At 70.8% G+C, this 14,447-nt stretch carries 11 protein-coding genes; 6 read left to right on the plus strand and 5 right to left on the minus strand.

The window, feature by feature from the left end:
* The coding region (locus FL311_RS19900; RefSeq protein ID WP_141327108.1) for a DEAD/DEAH box helicase at nucleotides 1-1,607 on the plus strand (1,607 nt) is incomplete at its 5' end.
* A gap of 35 nt (nucleotides 1,608-1,642) precedes the next feature.
* Nucleotides 1,643-3,400 carry a DUF885 family protein gene (locus FL311_RS19905; RefSeq protein WP_141327144.1) on the plus strand — a complete coding sequence of 586 codons (1,758 nt, stop codon included), beginning with the start codon at nucleotides 1,643-1,645 and terminating at the stop codon, nucleotides 3,398-3,400.
* Between the two features lie 11 nt (nucleotides 3,401-3,411).
* Here FL311_RS19905 and FL311_RS19910 read toward each other — a convergent pair whose 3' ends face one another.
* From FL311_RS19910 to FL311_RS19920, 3 genes are all read right to left on the minus strand, one after another.
* Complete coding sequence (locus FL311_RS19910; protein ID WP_141327110.1) at nucleotides 3,412-5,112, minus strand: hypothetical protein; 1,701 nt, start codon at nucleotides 5,110-5,112, stop codon at nucleotides 3,412-3,414.
* A 137-nt stretch (nucleotides 5,113-5,249) separates the two neighbouring features.
* Entirely contained in the window at nucleotides 5,250-6,533 is a 1,284-nt protein-coding gene (locus FL311_RS19915; RefSeq protein WP_141327112.1) for a P1 family peptidase, read from the minus strand.
* Between the two features lie 84 nt (nucleotides 6,534-6,617).
* Nucleotides 6,618-6,758 carry a hypothetical protein gene (locus FL311_RS19920; protein ID WP_153882694.1) on the minus strand — a complete coding sequence of 47 codons (141 nt, stop codon included), beginning with the start codon at nucleotides 6,756-6,758 and terminating at the stop codon, nucleotides 6,618-6,620.
* 270 nt (nucleotides 6,759-7,028) lie between these two features.
* On the opposite strand from FL311_RS19920, the gene FL311_RS19925 reads away from it, so the two are divergent.
* The 3 genes from FL311_RS19925 to FL311_RS19935 are packed head-to-tail and all read left to right on the plus strand — an operon-like array spanning nucleotide 7,029 to nucleotide 12,004.
* Complete coding sequence (locus FL311_RS19925) at nucleotides 7,029-8,042, plus strand: hypothetical protein (protein WP_141327113.1); 1,014 nt, start codon at nucleotides 7,029-7,031, stop codon at nucleotides 8,040-8,042.
* Nucleotides 8,043-9,446: a 3' terminal RNA ribose 2'-O-methyltransferase Hen1 gene (locus FL311_RS19930; protein ID WP_141327115.1), complete on the plus strand. Its 1,404-nt coding sequence runs from the start codon at nucleotides 8,043-8,045 to the stop codon at nucleotides 9,444-9,446. It abuts the gene before it with no gap.
* Nucleotides 9,443-12,004, plus strand: a complete 2,562-nt coding sequence (locus tag FL311_RS19935) for a polynucleotide kinase-phosphatase (RefSeq protein ID WP_141327117.1) — start codon at nucleotides 9,443-9,445, stop codon at nucleotides 12,002-12,004. Before FL311_RS19930 ends, FL311_RS19935 begins: the two co-directional genes overlap by 4 nt.
* Nucleotides 12,005-12,029: 25 nt before the next feature.
* Here FL311_RS19935 and FL311_RS19940 read toward each other — a convergent pair whose 3' ends face one another.
* Nucleotides 12,030-12,452, minus strand: a complete 423-nt coding sequence (locus tag FL311_RS19940) for a cupin domain-containing protein (RefSeq protein WP_141327119.1) — start codon at nucleotides 12,450-12,452, stop codon at nucleotides 12,030-12,032.
* 111 nt (nucleotides 12,453-12,563) lie between these two features.
* Complete coding sequence (locus FL311_RS19945; RefSeq protein ID WP_141327121.1) at nucleotides 12,564-12,893, minus strand: hypothetical protein; 330 nt, start codon at nucleotides 12,891-12,893, stop codon at nucleotides 12,564-12,566.
* 308 nt (nucleotides 12,894-13,201) lie between these two features.
* On the opposite strand from FL311_RS19945, the gene FL311_RS19950 reads away from it, so the two are divergent.
* Nucleotides 13,202-14,374, plus strand: coding sequence for an AI-2E family transporter (locus FL311_RS19950; protein WP_141327123.1), 1,173 nt, complete (start codon nucleotides 13,202-13,204; stop codon nucleotides 14,372-14,374).
* Nucleotides 14,375-14,447 lie beyond the last annotated feature (73 nt).

The raw sequence follows: 14,447 nt of genomic DNA on the forward strand, positions 1-14,447 counted from the left end.
GCGCGTGGCAGGAGGGGTTGGGCCTGGTGCCGCTGGTGGGCGGGGGCTGGGCGCCCTTGCCTCGCGCCTGGCTGGAGAAGAACGGCCAGCGCGTGGCGGACCTCCTGGCCGCGCGTCAGTCGGATGGCCGCGTGTCCAACCACGCGCTGCCGCAGCTGTCGCAGCTGTGCGAGACGCTGGAGCAGCCGCCTCCTCCGGGCCTGGACAAGCTGGCGCCGCTCGTCGAGGGCTTCGAGAAGCTGCCGCCGCCGGTGTTGCCGGACGAGCTCAACGCGTCGCTGCGCCACTACCAGCAGACGGGCGTGAGCTGGCTGGGCTTCCTCAAGAGCGCGGGTCTGGGCGGCATCCTCGCGGACGACATGGGCCTGGGAAAGACGCTCCAGACCATCTGCGTCCTGGGCAAGGGCTCGCTCGTGGTGTGCCCCACCAGCGTGCTGCCCAACTGGGTGGCGGAGCTCAAGCGCTTCCGTCCCTCGCTGAAGGTCTGCGTCTACCACGGCCCCGGCCGCGCGCTGGACGCGGCCGCGGACGTGACGCTCACCACGTACTCCATCCTGCGCCTGGACGCGGAGGTGCTGGGGGCGCAGGACTGGGCCATGGTGGTGCTGGACGAGGCGCAGGCCATCAAGAACCCGGAGAGCCAGGTGGCGCGCGCCGCCTTCGGCATCAAGTCCGGGTTCCGGCTGGCGCTCAGCGGCACGCCGCTGGAGAACCGCCTGGACGAGCTGTGGAGCCTGATGCACTTCACCAACCCGGGCCTGCTCGGCGGACGGCGGCAGTTCGAGGAGAAGCTCGCGCGCCCCATCTCCGAGGGCAACGCGGGCGCCGCGAGCGAGCTGCGCCGCCGCATCCGCCCCTTCGTGCTGCGCCGCCTCAAGCGCGACGTGGCGCCGGAGCTGCCGCCGCGCATCGAGTCGGTGATGCACGTGTCGCTGGATGAGCGCGAGCGCTCCATCTACGACGCGGTGATGGCGGCCACGCGCGCGGAGGTGGTGGCCCTGCTCAACGAGGGCGGCAGCGTGCTCAAGGCGTTGGAGGCGCTCCTGCGCCTGCGTCAGGCCGCGTGCCACCCGGCGCTGGTGCCCGGGCAGAAGGCCACCTCGTCGTCGAAGGTGGACACGCTGGTGGAGGCGCTCGACACGGCGGTGTCGGAGGGCCACAAGGCGCTGGTGTTCTCTCAGTGGACGTCGCTGCTGGACCTCATCGAGCCGGCGCTCAATCGCGCGGGCATCGGCTTCGACCGGCTGGATGGCAGCACGGCGAACCGGGGCGAGGTGACGGCGCGCTTCCAGGCGGACGACGGCCCACCGGTGCTGCTCATGTCGCTGAAGGCGGGCGGCACGGGCTTGAACCTGACGGCGGCCGACCACGTGTTCCTGGTGGACCCGTGGTGGAACCCGGCCGCGGAGGCGCAGGCGGCGGACCGCGCGCATCGCATCGGCCAGGAGCGGCCCGTGAACGTCTACCGGCTGGTGTCGCAGGGCACCGTCGAGGAGCGCATCCTCGGGCTGCAGGACAAGAAGCGCGCGCTGATGGAGGCCGCGCTGAGCGAGGCCGGCGGCGCGGCGGCCATCACCCGTGAAGACCTGCTGGAGCTGTTCTCGTGAAGCGGTTGCTCGGACTCACCCTGGGGTTCTTCCTGATGCTGTCCATGGATGCCGAAGCCAAGAAGCAGGACGCGGCCACCACGCTGCGCACCATCCTCGAGCGCGACTGGCAATACCAGCTGGAGCGCAGCCCGACGTACGCGTCCGTCGCGGGAGACCGGCGCTGGAACACGCGCTGGGATGACCTGAGCCTCACCGCGCTCCAGGCGGACAACACGCACTCGCGCCAGGTGCTCGAGCAGCTGAAGAAGGTGGACCGCGCGAAGCTGTCCGAGGAGGACCAGCTCAACCTGGACCTGTTCCGCAAGGAGCACGAGACGTGGCTGGAGGAGTTCCGCTTCGGCTGGCACCTGCTGCCCGTCAACCAGGTGGGCGGCATCCCCGAGGGCATCCGCCAGCCTCCGGGCGTGCAGACGGCCTACCAGCTCGCGGACACGCTGCGCTTCGACACGGTGAAGGACTACGAGGACTGGGTGGCCCGGCTGGAGGGCTTTCGGACCTACGTGGAGCAGGTGACGGCGCTGATGCGCGAGGGGCTGCGCCAGAAGAAGGTGCACCCGCGCGTCATCCTCCAGCGCGTGCCGCCGCAGCTCGAGCGTCAGCTGGTGGAGGACCCGACGAAGAGCGGCTTCTACACGCCCTTCCTGCGCTTCCCCGCGAAGCTGTCCGCCCAGGACCAGCAGCGCCTGGCGGCGGCGGGGCAGAAGGCGGTGCGCGAGGGCGTGGTGCCCGCGCTGCGTGCCTTCCACCGCTTCCTCGTCGAGGAGTACCTGTCCGGCGCGCCCGAGGCGGTGGGCATCTGGCAGTTCCCCGACGGCGAGGCCGCGTACGGCTTCTTCGCGCGCCGGTTCACCACCACGTCGCTGACGCCCGAGGAGATCCACGCGCTCGGGTTGTCGGAGGTGAAGCGCATCCGGGCGGAGATGGACGCCATCATGAAGCGCACCGGCTTCAAGGGCACGCTGCCGGAGTTCTTCCAGTTCCTGCGCACGGACCCGCGCTTCTACTCGCGCACCGGTGAAGAGCTGTTGATGCGCTACCGGAGCCTGGCCAAGCAGATCGACCCGCTGCTGGTGCGGCTGTTCAAGACGCTGCCTCGGCAGCCGTACGCGGTGGAGCCGACGCCGGAGGCCATGGCGCCGGACGTGACGACGGGCTTCTATTACGCGGGCTCCTCGGACGGCTCGCGCCCTGGCACGTACCTGGTGAACCTGTACCGTCCGGAGACGCGGCCGCACTGGGAGATGGTGCCCCTCACGCTGCACGAGGCCGTGCCCGGACACCACCTGCAGACGTCCCTGGCCACCGAGCAGACGGCGCTGCCGGACTTCCGCCGCTTCGGCTACTCCGTGGCGTACGGCGAGGGCTGGGCGCTGTACTGCGAGACGCTCGGCGACGAGATGGGCCTGTACGAGAACCCGTACGACAAGTTCGGCCAGCTCTCGTACGACATGTGGCGCGCGGTGCGGCTGGTGGTGGACACGGGCATGCACGCGAAGAAGTGGACGCGTCAGCAGGCGCTCGACTACTTCATGGAGAACGCGCCCCGCCAGGCGTTGGACATCACCAACGAGGTGGACCGCTACATCGCCTGGCCGGGACAGGCGCTGGCGTACAAAGTGGGGCAGCTCAAGATTCGCGAGCTGCGCACCCGCGCCGAGGCCGCGCTGGGCGAGCGCTTCGACGTGCGCGAGTTCCACGACGTGGTGCTGCTGAGCGGCTCGCTGCCGCTCGACGTGCTCGAGCGCAAGGTGGACGCGTGGGTGGCCCGCCAGAAGGCCCCCGCGAAGTAGGGGAGCGCGGGCTACTTGCCGCGCCCCACGGTGACGCGCACCAGATGCTTGATGGCCCGGTGCGCGCGCTGGCCTCCAGCGGACTTGATGAGCCGGTCATTCAGGTCATCCACCAGTCGGTGGCGCAGGGGCGGCTCGGTGGTGAGCAGGGCCTCGTAGCTGGCGCGCAGCTCCTCCTCGCGCCTCGTGGAGCACTCGAGCTCGAACTCCTTCGACGCGAGCAGCTCGCGCACGCCGTGCAGCTCTCCCCTGAGCGCCGAGCCCTCCGCGTCCCGGTGGGCGAGCTGCTGCTCCAGCTCCCGCACCCGCGCCTCACCCGCCTCGCAGCGCGCGAGCAGGGCGTGGTGGCGCGCCTGGAGCTCCTCGAGCGCGGAGCGCGTCGCGTGGGCCTCCTCGGCGCGCAGCTGCTTCTCCTGCCGCAGCTCGGCGCGGACCTCCTCCAGCCACGTCGCGGCCCGCGACACCCAGTTCACGTGGGCCACCGGCTGCGCGAGGCTCGCCTCCAGCCGTGACAGCCATTCGCGCCGGAGCCTCCGCTGCTCCTCGATGTACGCGCCGCCGCGCTCCAGCGACGAAGGCAGGCCGCCCTCGAGGAAGTCCTTCAGCGACGTCTCCGACTCGGCCAGCCCCGCCTTCTTCTGCCGGTAGTATTCGTTGAAGGCGAACAGGTGGCTGGGCACGCCGGACACCTTGCCCAGCAGCGTCACATGGTATGAGGACGCGACGAGCGCCTCGCACTCGCGGATGCGCTCCACGGCCTGCGACAGGCGCCCCTGGAAGAGCAGGCCCACCAGGTCCACCACGTCCGCCTGTGGGAAGTGCTCCGTGAAGGCCGTCTTGCGCATGGCCGCGAGGCTGTCCTCCACCACGGGGCGTTCGTCGATATACGCATTGAGCACCACCGGCGCCGCGGCTTCACCGAAGTGCGCGCGCAGCGCCTGGAGCTGCTCGTTCATCGTCGCGGCGGGAGGCGGCAGCGAGCCCGGGTCCACGCCGGGGTCCGTATACGCGTAGGTGGACAGGTTCATGTGCAGCGCGAAGCGACCGGGTGGCTTCGGCCGGGGCTCTTGACGCGAGGCCTCCTCGGCCGCGCGGCCCAGCTCCTCGAGCGCGTCATCCCCGGACAGGAGCGCCGGAGCGCCATGCTCCACCAGCGCCTGGACGGACTCGGGGTCCCGACACCCGAGCAGCAGCGGCTGCCACTGGTGCGCGTGCGCGGCCAGCCGGCCCGCGAACTCGGGACCGACCTGCAGCCCCGACAACACGTAGTGCCCCGGCAGCCAGGCGTGCAGCAGCGACTCCACGAGCGACAGCATCCCGTCGCCCCAGCGGCCATTGAAGTAGCCGCCGCCATAGACGTGCAGCCGGGCCGCGCCCCTCAGGCGCGTGGGCGACACGGGCTCCAGGCCCAGCTCCCGGGCCTTGGTGGACGCGGTGTCCCCGCTGTCCGCGGAGAAGAAGACGAAGTCCTCCGTCCCGAGCACCACGGGGAGCTGACGCAGGTACTGCGCGTCCTGCACCCGCCCCAGCTCGTGGATGGAGACGACCGCCGACTCCTTGCGCCCCAGGTGCCAGCGCACGGCGCCCTGCAGCATGAGGATGTCCCCGAAGTTCCAGTATCCATTGAATCCTCCGGCCAGGAGGACCTTGGACAGCTCGGGGGCATAGAGCTTCTTCAGGGTGGTGGAAGTCGCGAAGAACGAGAAGCGCATTCCCGTTCCTTAATCACGGACGTGACAATGTCGTCACTCGATACTTGCATGACAAAGAGTGACCGTGGCCAGGGCGACGACGGGTGGGGCTCCAGGTGGTCGCCTGGAGTCCATGCGAGCCGCCGCCCGGGTCCGGTTCAGGGCTTCGTCGTCTTGCGGGGCGCCGGCGCGGGCGCGGCGGGCTTGAGCCGTCCGTACTTCTTCATCGCCTTGACCAGGCCGTCGTGCGGCAGGCCGAAGACGCGGATGTTGTCCGCTCCGGTCATGGTGTCGGAGGCCAGCATGGAGTTGAGGATGGCCTCCTGCGTGGCCTGGACGGTGGCCGCGAAGAGGGGATTGAGGCGATCATTTCCGAGCACCGCCACGTTGGCCACGTGCGCCTCCGTAGCCGGCTTCACGTGCTGGGTGGAGAAGGCGAGGAAGATGTCGCCCGAGTAGTTCTCACCCAGACCGCCCATCTTGGCGATGCCCAGCGGCACGCGGCGGGCGAGCCGGTTGAGCTGGTGGGGCAAGAGCGGCGCGTCCGTGGCGACGATGACGATGATGGAGCCCGCGCCCTCGAAGGGGTTGGGCGCCTTGGCCGGGGCGCCCTTTGCGTCGCAGGACGGCACCGCCTGCATCATGGGGCTGCTGGGCTTCTGGGAGCCGAGGAAGCACGGCCGCTGATCCGGGAGTTCCTCACCCACGGGCACGCCCTCGACGGAGAAGAGGCGGCGCGAGCCGTAGTTGCATTGCACCAGCACCCCGAGCGTGTAGCCGCCGGCGGACTCGGGCAGCTTGCGCGACGCGGTGCCGATGCCGCCCTTGAAGTTGTGGCACACCATGCCCGTGCCGCCGCCCACGGAGCCCTCCGGGACGGGGCCGGTGCGCGCCGTCTCGAGCGCCTGGTGCGCGTGCTCGGGCTTGACGTGGAAGCCATACACGTCGTGCAGCATGCCATCCCACGTCTCCGCGACGACGGGCAGGCCCAGGTCCCACGCGAGGTCCTTCTTCACCGCCCAGGTGATGACGGCCTCGCGCACGGCGCTGATGTCGTTGGTGTTGGTGATCATCACCGGGCCGTTGAGCTCACCGGACTCCTGAATCCAGTGCGTGCCGGTCATCTCGCCGTTGCCGTTGAGGGCGTAGGTGGAGGCGAAGACGGGCTCGCCCACGTTGGCCTTGCCTCGGGGCAGCACGGCGGTGACGCCAGTGCGCACGGGGCCCTTGCCCGCTTCGATGCGGCCCTGGCCGGAGATGAGCGTGGTGTGGCCCACCTCCACGCCCGGCACGTCGGTGATGGCGTTGTGTGGGCCCGACTGCCCACCAAAGGTGATGCCCAGGTCCCTGGCGCGAGGCCTGGGGCGCTCGGCCTGGGCGGCGCCGAGCGTGGGAGTCAGCAGCAGCGACAGCAGCACGGAAGAGGAGAGCAGGGTGCGCATGCACCGCTTCCTACTCCTCCGCGCGGTGGTCGTGTAGCGCGGGGATGAGGGCGCCCGCGTCATCCCGGGCGCCCTCGCACCGCGTCAGAAGGCGGTGCCGTCCGCGCGCAGGCCCGGCGACGAGGTGAGGCCCGTGGGAGACACGACGTGGTGCGGCTTGAACGTGGTGACGTTCGGGTCCGCGTCCGGCGAGCGGTCCCTGGCTTCCGAGTGGAGGCGTCGCACGGCGAGGTGCTGCCCATCACGTAGGTGAGGGCGTTGGCGCGGAAGCCCCGGAAGCGCGGCAACTGGCTCTTGAGGGGCTGGAAGTCAAGGGCCCACGGGAGTGCTCCGAAACTGGGAACGAAGCGCGCGGAGGGGGTTTCCACCGTAGCGCGAGTGCCTGTCATGGGGGGAGGTGTGCGCCCTCGGGGAGCGTCAGGTCCCCTCTGGACCTGGCGTCTGCGGCCTCGAAACCGGCCCCCCCGAGCTCGGTTCCCAGACCAGGAAAAACCCATGTCAGAACGCGAGTTGACCCATCTCGAGGTGCCGTGTTTCGTCGATTTCTCGGAGGCCCTGGCGGGCCGGGAGGTGGTGGCGCAGGGAGTTGGGCCCGACCTCGACCTGTGGCTCGTGGCACTGGACGGCAAGCGCGACGACCGGATGTCCTTCACGCCGGGAGGTGCCTCGTTCGCCAAGTCCCACGCGGACGCTCCGCAGTCCTACGAGGTCCTGCGCTATCCCTTCCCAGACGCCGAGCCCGAGTCCATCCTCCTTCCACCCGAGCGTCTCAACTTCCACTTCGTCCAACCCCTGCCCGATGGAGACCTGCTGCTGGCGGGGGCCCGGTGCGCCTACGTGGACAAGGACGCTCACGCCCGCAACGCCATCGTCTACTCGCGACAAGGCGTGGCCCGGCGCGAACTGACGCTCGGTGATGGCATCCAGGACATCCAGGCCACGGGCGATGGTCGGCTGTGGGTGAGCTACTTCGACGAAGGTGTGCTCGGCAACCGGGGTTGGGGCCAGGGTGACATCGACAGTGAGCCCATCGGCCGCAGCGGGCTGGTGCAATTCGATGCGATGGGGCGGCGCTTGAGTGAGTTCGACCCTCGCGCCGCCGGGACGGACATCATCATCGACTGCTATGCGCTCAACGTCGCGTCGGACGACGAGACCTGGCTGTACTTCTACACGGACTTCCCGCTGGTGCGGCTGCGCGACGGCGCGAAGCCGGTGACCTGGAAGACACCCGTCGCGGGAGCGAGCGCGATGGCGGTGGGCTCCACGCACGTGTTGTTCGGCGGCTCGTATTCGGCGCGCTCCCAGTTCGAGCTGTACGTGCTGCACGGTCGCCGCGAGAAGACGTTGGCCTCCGCGGGGACCTTCGTCTTCGTGGACCCGGACGGCGAGCGCTGGCAGCCCACGTGGATGCGCGGGCGTGGCCCCTGGTTGTATGGCGGCGAAGGCACTCGCGCGTTTCGCATCGACCTCGACACCCTCGTGGCCTCGGCCCGGGTCTGGCACTGAATGCTCCTGACACTCTCGACGACCCACTCTCCCGCGACGGACCTGGGCTACCTGCTGCACAAGAGCCCGCACAAGCCCCAGTCGTTCGACGTGTCGTTCGGCACGGCGCACGTCTTCTACCCGGAGGCGACCGAGCAGCGCTGCACGGCCGCGCTCCTGTTGGAGGTGGACCCGGTGGCGCTGGTGCGCGAGCGCAAGGGCCCCTCCGGCGACGGCGGCGCGCTGGAGCAGTACGTCAATGACCGCCCCTACGTGGCCTCGTCGTTCCTGAGCGTGGCGCTCTCGCGCGTCTTCGGCGCGGCCCTCTCCGGCCGCAGCCGCGAGCGGCCCGAGCTGGCGACCCGGGCGCTGCCGCTCACCGCGCGGCTGTCCGTGCTGCCGTGTCGTGGAGGCGAGCCCTTCCTGCGGCGCCTCTTCGAGCCGCTCGGCTACTCCGTGACGGCCACCCGCCACGCGCTCGACGAGACGGTGCCGGAGTGGGGGCCCAGCCGCTACTTCACGGTGACGCTCCAGGCGGACAAGCCGCTGTCGGACCTGCTCAGCCACCTGTACGTGCTGGTGCCGGTGCTGGACGACGACAAGCACTACTGGGTGACGGAGGATGAGATCGACAAGCTCCTGCGCCACGGCGAGGGCTGGCTCGCGTCGCATCCGGAGCGGGAGGTCATCACGCGGCGCTACCTGCGCCACCAGCGCAGCCTCGCGCGCGAGGCGATGTCGCGTCTGCTGGAGGGCGAGGACACCGGTGTGACGGACGCGGCCGAGACGGCGCGCGACGAGGCCGAGGCCACGCTGGAGCGGCGGGTCAGCCTGGACGAGCAGCGACGGGAGGCCGTGCTGACGGCGCTCGTCGAGCAGGGCGCGGCGTCGGTGGTGGACGTGGGCTGCGGCGAGGGCAAGCTCCTGCGGGCGCTGCTCCAGGAGCGTCGCTTCACGCGCATCACCGGCATGGACGTGTCCACGCGGGCGCTGGAGGTCGCCGCCGAGCGGCTGAAGCTGGAGCGGCTCCCCGACCTCCAACGTCAGCGCATCCAGCTGCTGCAAGGCTCGCTGCTGTACCGGGACGCGCGGCTCTCGGGCCATGACGCCGCGACGGTGGTGGAGGTCATCGAGCACCTGGAGCCGCCCCGGCTGACCGCGTTCGAGCGGGTGCTGTTCGAGTGGGCGCGTCCGGGCGTCGTGGTGCTGACGACGCCCAACGCGGAATACAACGTGCGCTTCGAGGGCCTGGCCCCGGGCGCGTTCCGGCACAAGGACCACCGCTTCGAGTGGACGCGGGCGCAGTTCGAGTCCTGGGCGCGGCGGCAGGCCGAGCGCTTCGGCTACGGCGTGCGCTTCGTGCCCGTCGGGACGCTGGATGCGGAGGTCGGCGCGCCGACCCAGATGGCGGTGTTCACACGATGAAAATCTCCCTTCCCGAGCTGTCCCTGGTCCTGCTCGTCGGCCCCTCGGGCGCCGGCAAGTCCACCTTCGCGCGCAAGCACTTCCTCCCGACGGAGGTCCTCTCGTCCGACACCTGCCGCGGCTTCGTGTCCGATGACGAGAACGACCAGGACGCGACGCGCGACGCGTTCGACGTGCTGCGCTTCATCGCGGCGAAGCGGCTGGCGCGCGGCCGGCTGACGGTCATCGACGCGACCAACACCCAGCCCGAGGCGCGCAAGCCGCTGGTGGCCCTGGCGCGCGAGTACCACGTGCTGCCGGTGGTCATCGTCCTGGACGTGCCCGAGGCGACCTGCCACGCGCGCAACGCGCTGCGGCCCAACCGTCAGTTCGGACTCCGGGTGGTGCGCCACCAGCTCCAGCAATTGCGCCAGTCCCTGCGCGGCCTGGAGCGTGAGGGCTTCCGCCACGTCCACATCCTCAAGCCCGAGCAGCTCGAGGACCTGGTCGTCGAGCGTCAGCCGCTGTGGAACAACCGCAAGCAGGAGACGGGGCCCTTCGACATCATCGGCGACATCCACGGGTGTCTGGACGAGCTGGTGCTGCTGCTGACCCAGCTGGGCTACGTCGTCACGCCCCAACCGGTGGGGTACCCCGGTTTCGACGTGCGACCGCCCGAGGGCCGCAAGGTGGTGTTCCTGGGCGACCTGGTGGACCGGGGGCCGGGAGTCGTCGGGGTGCTCCGGCTGGTGATGGGGATGGTGGAGGCGGGCACGGCGCTGTGCGTGCCGGGCAACCACGAGATCAAGCTGATGCGGAAGCTGCGGGGCGGTGACGTCAAGCTGTCCCACGGCCTCGCGGAGTCGATGGAGCAGCTCGAGCGCGAGCCCCCGGAGTTCCGCGCCCAGGTGGTGAAGTTCATCGACGGGCTGGTGTCCCATTACGTGCTGGACGGTGGAAGGCTCGTGGTCGCGCACGCGGGGCTCAAGGAGTCCATGCAGGGGCGCGGCTCGGGCAAGGTGCGCGACTTCGCGCTCTACGGCGAGACGACGGGGGAGACGGACGAGTACGGGCTGCCCGTCCGCCACGACTGGGCCTCCGAGTACCGGGGCAAGGCGATGGTGGTCTACGGCCACACGCCCGTGCCCGAGGCCGAGTGGCTCAACAACACGCTCTGCGTGGACACCGGCTGTGTCTACGGCGGGAAGCTGACGGCGCTGCGCTATCCGGAGCGGGAGCTGAGCTCCGTGCTGGCGGCGCGCGTGTACTGCGAGGCGCGCAGGCCGCCGGGCATCGGAGGCGCTCCCGCCGCGCTGACGGCGCAGCAGCAGAACGACGACGTGCTCGACGTGGCGGACGTGCTGGGCAGGCGCATCGTGTCCACCGGGCTGATGCGCAACATCACGATTCGCGAGGAGAACGCGGCGGCGGCGCTGGAGGTGATGAGCCGCTTCGCGGTGCACCCCAAGTGGCTCATCTACCTGCCGCCCACCATGTCGCCGTCGGAGACGAGCGCGCGCCCCGGGCTCCTGGAGCACCCGGAGGAGGCCTTCGCCTACTACCAGCGCGAGGGCGTGCAGGAGGTGGTGTGCGAGGAGAAGCACATGGGCTCGCGCGCCGTCGTCGTGCTGTGCCGCGACGCGGACGTTGCCCGGCGGCGCTTCGGACTGGAGGGCGATGAGCGGGGCACGTGCTACACGCGGACCGGGCGGCGGTTCTTCCAGGACGAGGCGCTGGAGGCGGCGTTCCTGGCGCGGCTGGGCGCGGCCTTCGACGCCTCCGGGTTCTGGGGGGAGCACCAGACGGACTGGGCCTGCCTGGACTGCGAGCTGATGCCGTGGTCGCTGAAGGCGCGGGAGCTGGTGCGCGAACAGTACGCGGCGGTGGGCGCGGCGGCGCTGGCCTCGGTGGGGGCGGCCCGGGAGGCGGTGGCCCAGGCGGCGGCGCGAGGGCTGGACATGTCGGCGCTCGTGGGCCGCTTCGAGCGCAAGGCGGACGGTGTGGGGCGCTACGTCGAGGCCTATCGGCGCTACTGCTGGCCGGTGGCCTCGCTGGAGGACGTGCGGCTCGCGCCGTTCCACCTGCTGGCGACAGAGGGCGCCGTGCACACGGACAAGGACCACGTGTGGCACATGGAGTCGCTGGCCAAGGTGTGTCGCGCGGATGCCGGGTGGCTGGTGGCCACGCCCTATCGCGTGGTGTCGCTGGCGGACGCGCAAGAAGTGGAGGAGGCGACGCGGTGGTGGGAGTCGCTGACGGCGAACGGCGGCGAGGGCCTGGTGGTGAAGCCCCGGGCGTATGTGGCGCGTGGCAAGAAGGGCTACCTCCAGCCGGCCATCAAGTGCCGCGGGCCCGACTATCTGCGCATCATCTACGGCCCCGAGTACACCGCGCCCGAGCACCTGTCGCGCCTGCGCCAGCGGGGCGTGTCCACCAAGCGCTCGCTGGCGATGCGGGAGCTGTCACTGGGCCTGGAGGCGCTGGAGCGCTTCGTGCGCGGGGAGCCGCTGCGGCGCGTGCACGAGTGTGTCTTCGGTGTGCTCGCGCTGGAGAGTGAACCGGTGGACCCCCGGCTGTAGCCGAGGGCCCGTCCCGTTCCCCGAGTCAGTGAACGCCCGGCGGCTGCTGGGGGGCGGACTGCACGCGCGCGCGGCCCTGGGACGCGCCGCGCTCCGCGTAGTGGCCCATGCCCTCGAAGTCCACCGCGATGCAGGGCTCGTCGCCAATCACCCAGCCATCATGGCCCGGCGGGATGATGGCCACGTCTCCCGGGCCCGCTTCGAGCTCGGTGCCGTCATCCATCCGGATCACCATGCGCCCGCTGATGATGTAGCAGGCGTGCGCCACCTGGCAGGAGTCGGTTCCCGCCAGCGGCTTGACGTCCTGGGACCACTTCCAACCCGGCTCGAAGACGACCCTTCCCACCGTCGTGTCGTCGTCGAAGCGGAGGATCTCCGCGTGCCCGTGGTCGGCGAACGGCCGACGCTCGTCGGGCGTGGAGAAGCGCTTGATGCTGAGCTCGCTCATGATGTTCCCCCCAGCGTGCCAGCGGAGGAGCGCCGGAGCGCCCCAGAACCCGTGGCCCGCCTGTGATGTCTCAAGGGAAACGTAGGGATGCTCCCGGGGCGCGACAGGGCCTCAGGTCGTCAGCTCCAGCGACATGGACTGGCCCGCCTCGAAGCCCGGCTCGCGGCGCAGCCGCTCCAGCACGCCGCGGGTGCAGTGCAGCGTCACCAACGGGAACACCCCGGGCTCGCTCACCCAGCGCACCGCGCTCATCAGCTGGTGCGCCCGCAGGAAGCCGAGCACCTGGTCCCGGAACTGGCGGCTCTCCTCACCCGCACGCTGGTGGATGACCGCGCGGCTCTCCAGGGGCGCGGCCACGGACGCACGCCTGGCCGCGCCGCGTGGTGCGGCTCGAACCTCGGCGGGCTTCTCTCGGGGCATGACGATGGCTTCAACCCACATCGCGTCGCCTCCTTCCGGGCATGATTCCAGGTCTGCTTGAAGATTATCGGACATGGCGCGGTCCGGTTGTGTCCCGTCGCTGTCGGACTGAAGGGTGGGGCGCCAGCACCCTCACGGCACGGGTTCGTTCCGGCGCGCCGCCAACCGCCCCGTGGAGTCAGCGCGCGCGCGGGGGCTCGGCCGTCCGCCTGCTCCACGAGACACCGAGCGTCGAAGCCCCTGGGCCCGGGCGCTCGTGGGAGCGAGCGTCCCGCGCTCGTGTGGGTGGGGGACTGACTGGCGGCGCGCCACTTCCTACCTTGTCGCGCATGAAGGACTCAGGACGCCAGCTCCCCGTCTACGTGCCCGCCCGCACGGTGTGGGCCGTGGGGCTGCAGGTGCTGTTGCTCGCGGTCTGCTGGCTGGTGCTGCGCAGGCTCTATCCGCTCCTGACGCTGCTGGCCGTCGTGCTCCTGCTGTCGCTCGCGCTGGACCCGCTGGTGCGCAGGCTGGAGCGCTGGGGCGTGCGCCGGGGCCTGGGCGTGGCGGCGGTGGCGCTGCTCCTGCTGGGGTTGATGGGCGTGCTGGTGGGGACGCTGGTGCCCGCGCTGGTGCAGCAGCTGGAGGCCCTGGTCCAGTCCGCGCCGGGGCTGCTGGAGAAGCTCTCCCAGTCGAAGTGGCTCCAGGAACTGGGGACGCGCTACGGCTTCGAGCTGAAGCCGGAGGAGCTGCTGCGCTTCGAGCCGCTGGACCTGGCGGGTCGCGCGGTGGGCGTGCTGTCCTCCTCCCTGGGACTGCTCGCCGGTGGAATCACGGTGGTGGCGCTCACCGTGTTCGGCCTGCTGTTCGGCGGCGAACTGTACGAGAGCATCCTCCAGTGGGTGGCGCCGCGGCGGCAGCACCACGTGCGCCGGCTGGTGGGCCGCATGCGCGAGGCGGTGAGCAACTACATCGCCGGCACCCTGTTCGTGATGACCATCGGCGGCGTGGTGGCGGCCATCGTCGCGCTCGCCCAGGGCGTGCCGTACTTCCTGCCGTTGGGGCTGGCGGTGATGGTGCTGGGCGTCATCCCCTACATCGGCAGCATCGTCAGCGGTGTGCTGGTGAGCCTCACCACGCTGGCCACCGTGGGGTTGCGCTCGGCGGTCATCGCGTTGATCATCTTCGTCGTCTACAACCAGATTGAGTCCAACGTGCTGGGCCCCATGGTGCAGCGGCGCGCCATCCGGATGAACCCGCTGCTCATCTCGCTGGTGGTGCTGTGTGGTGGCGCCCTGGCGGGGCTGCTCGGCGCGGTCATCGCCGTGCCGCTGGCGGCCGCCGCGCAGGTGCTGCTCCAGGAGGTCCTCCGCGAGCGGCAGCTGCGCTTCCGGCGCGCCCACCACCGCGAGCGCGCGCGCCGGCAGGTGGGCAAGGGCGCGGTGGAGGAGGGGCTGTTGCTCGCGGGCCCGCTGGAAGGCGGCGAGCCTCCGTCGGAGCAGGGGCCCGGCGAGCGCCACTGAAAGACAGAGGGCCTCCGGCGGACCGCCCGGAAGCCCTCTTCATCCATCCCTGCTGTCACTCACCCGCGTCCCT

It is taken from the genome of Myxococcus sp. AB025B, from assembly GCF_006518215.1.
GTDB classification, from domain to species: Bacteria; Myxococcota; Myxococcia; order Myxococcales; family Myxococcaceae; genus Myxococcus; species Myxococcus fulvus.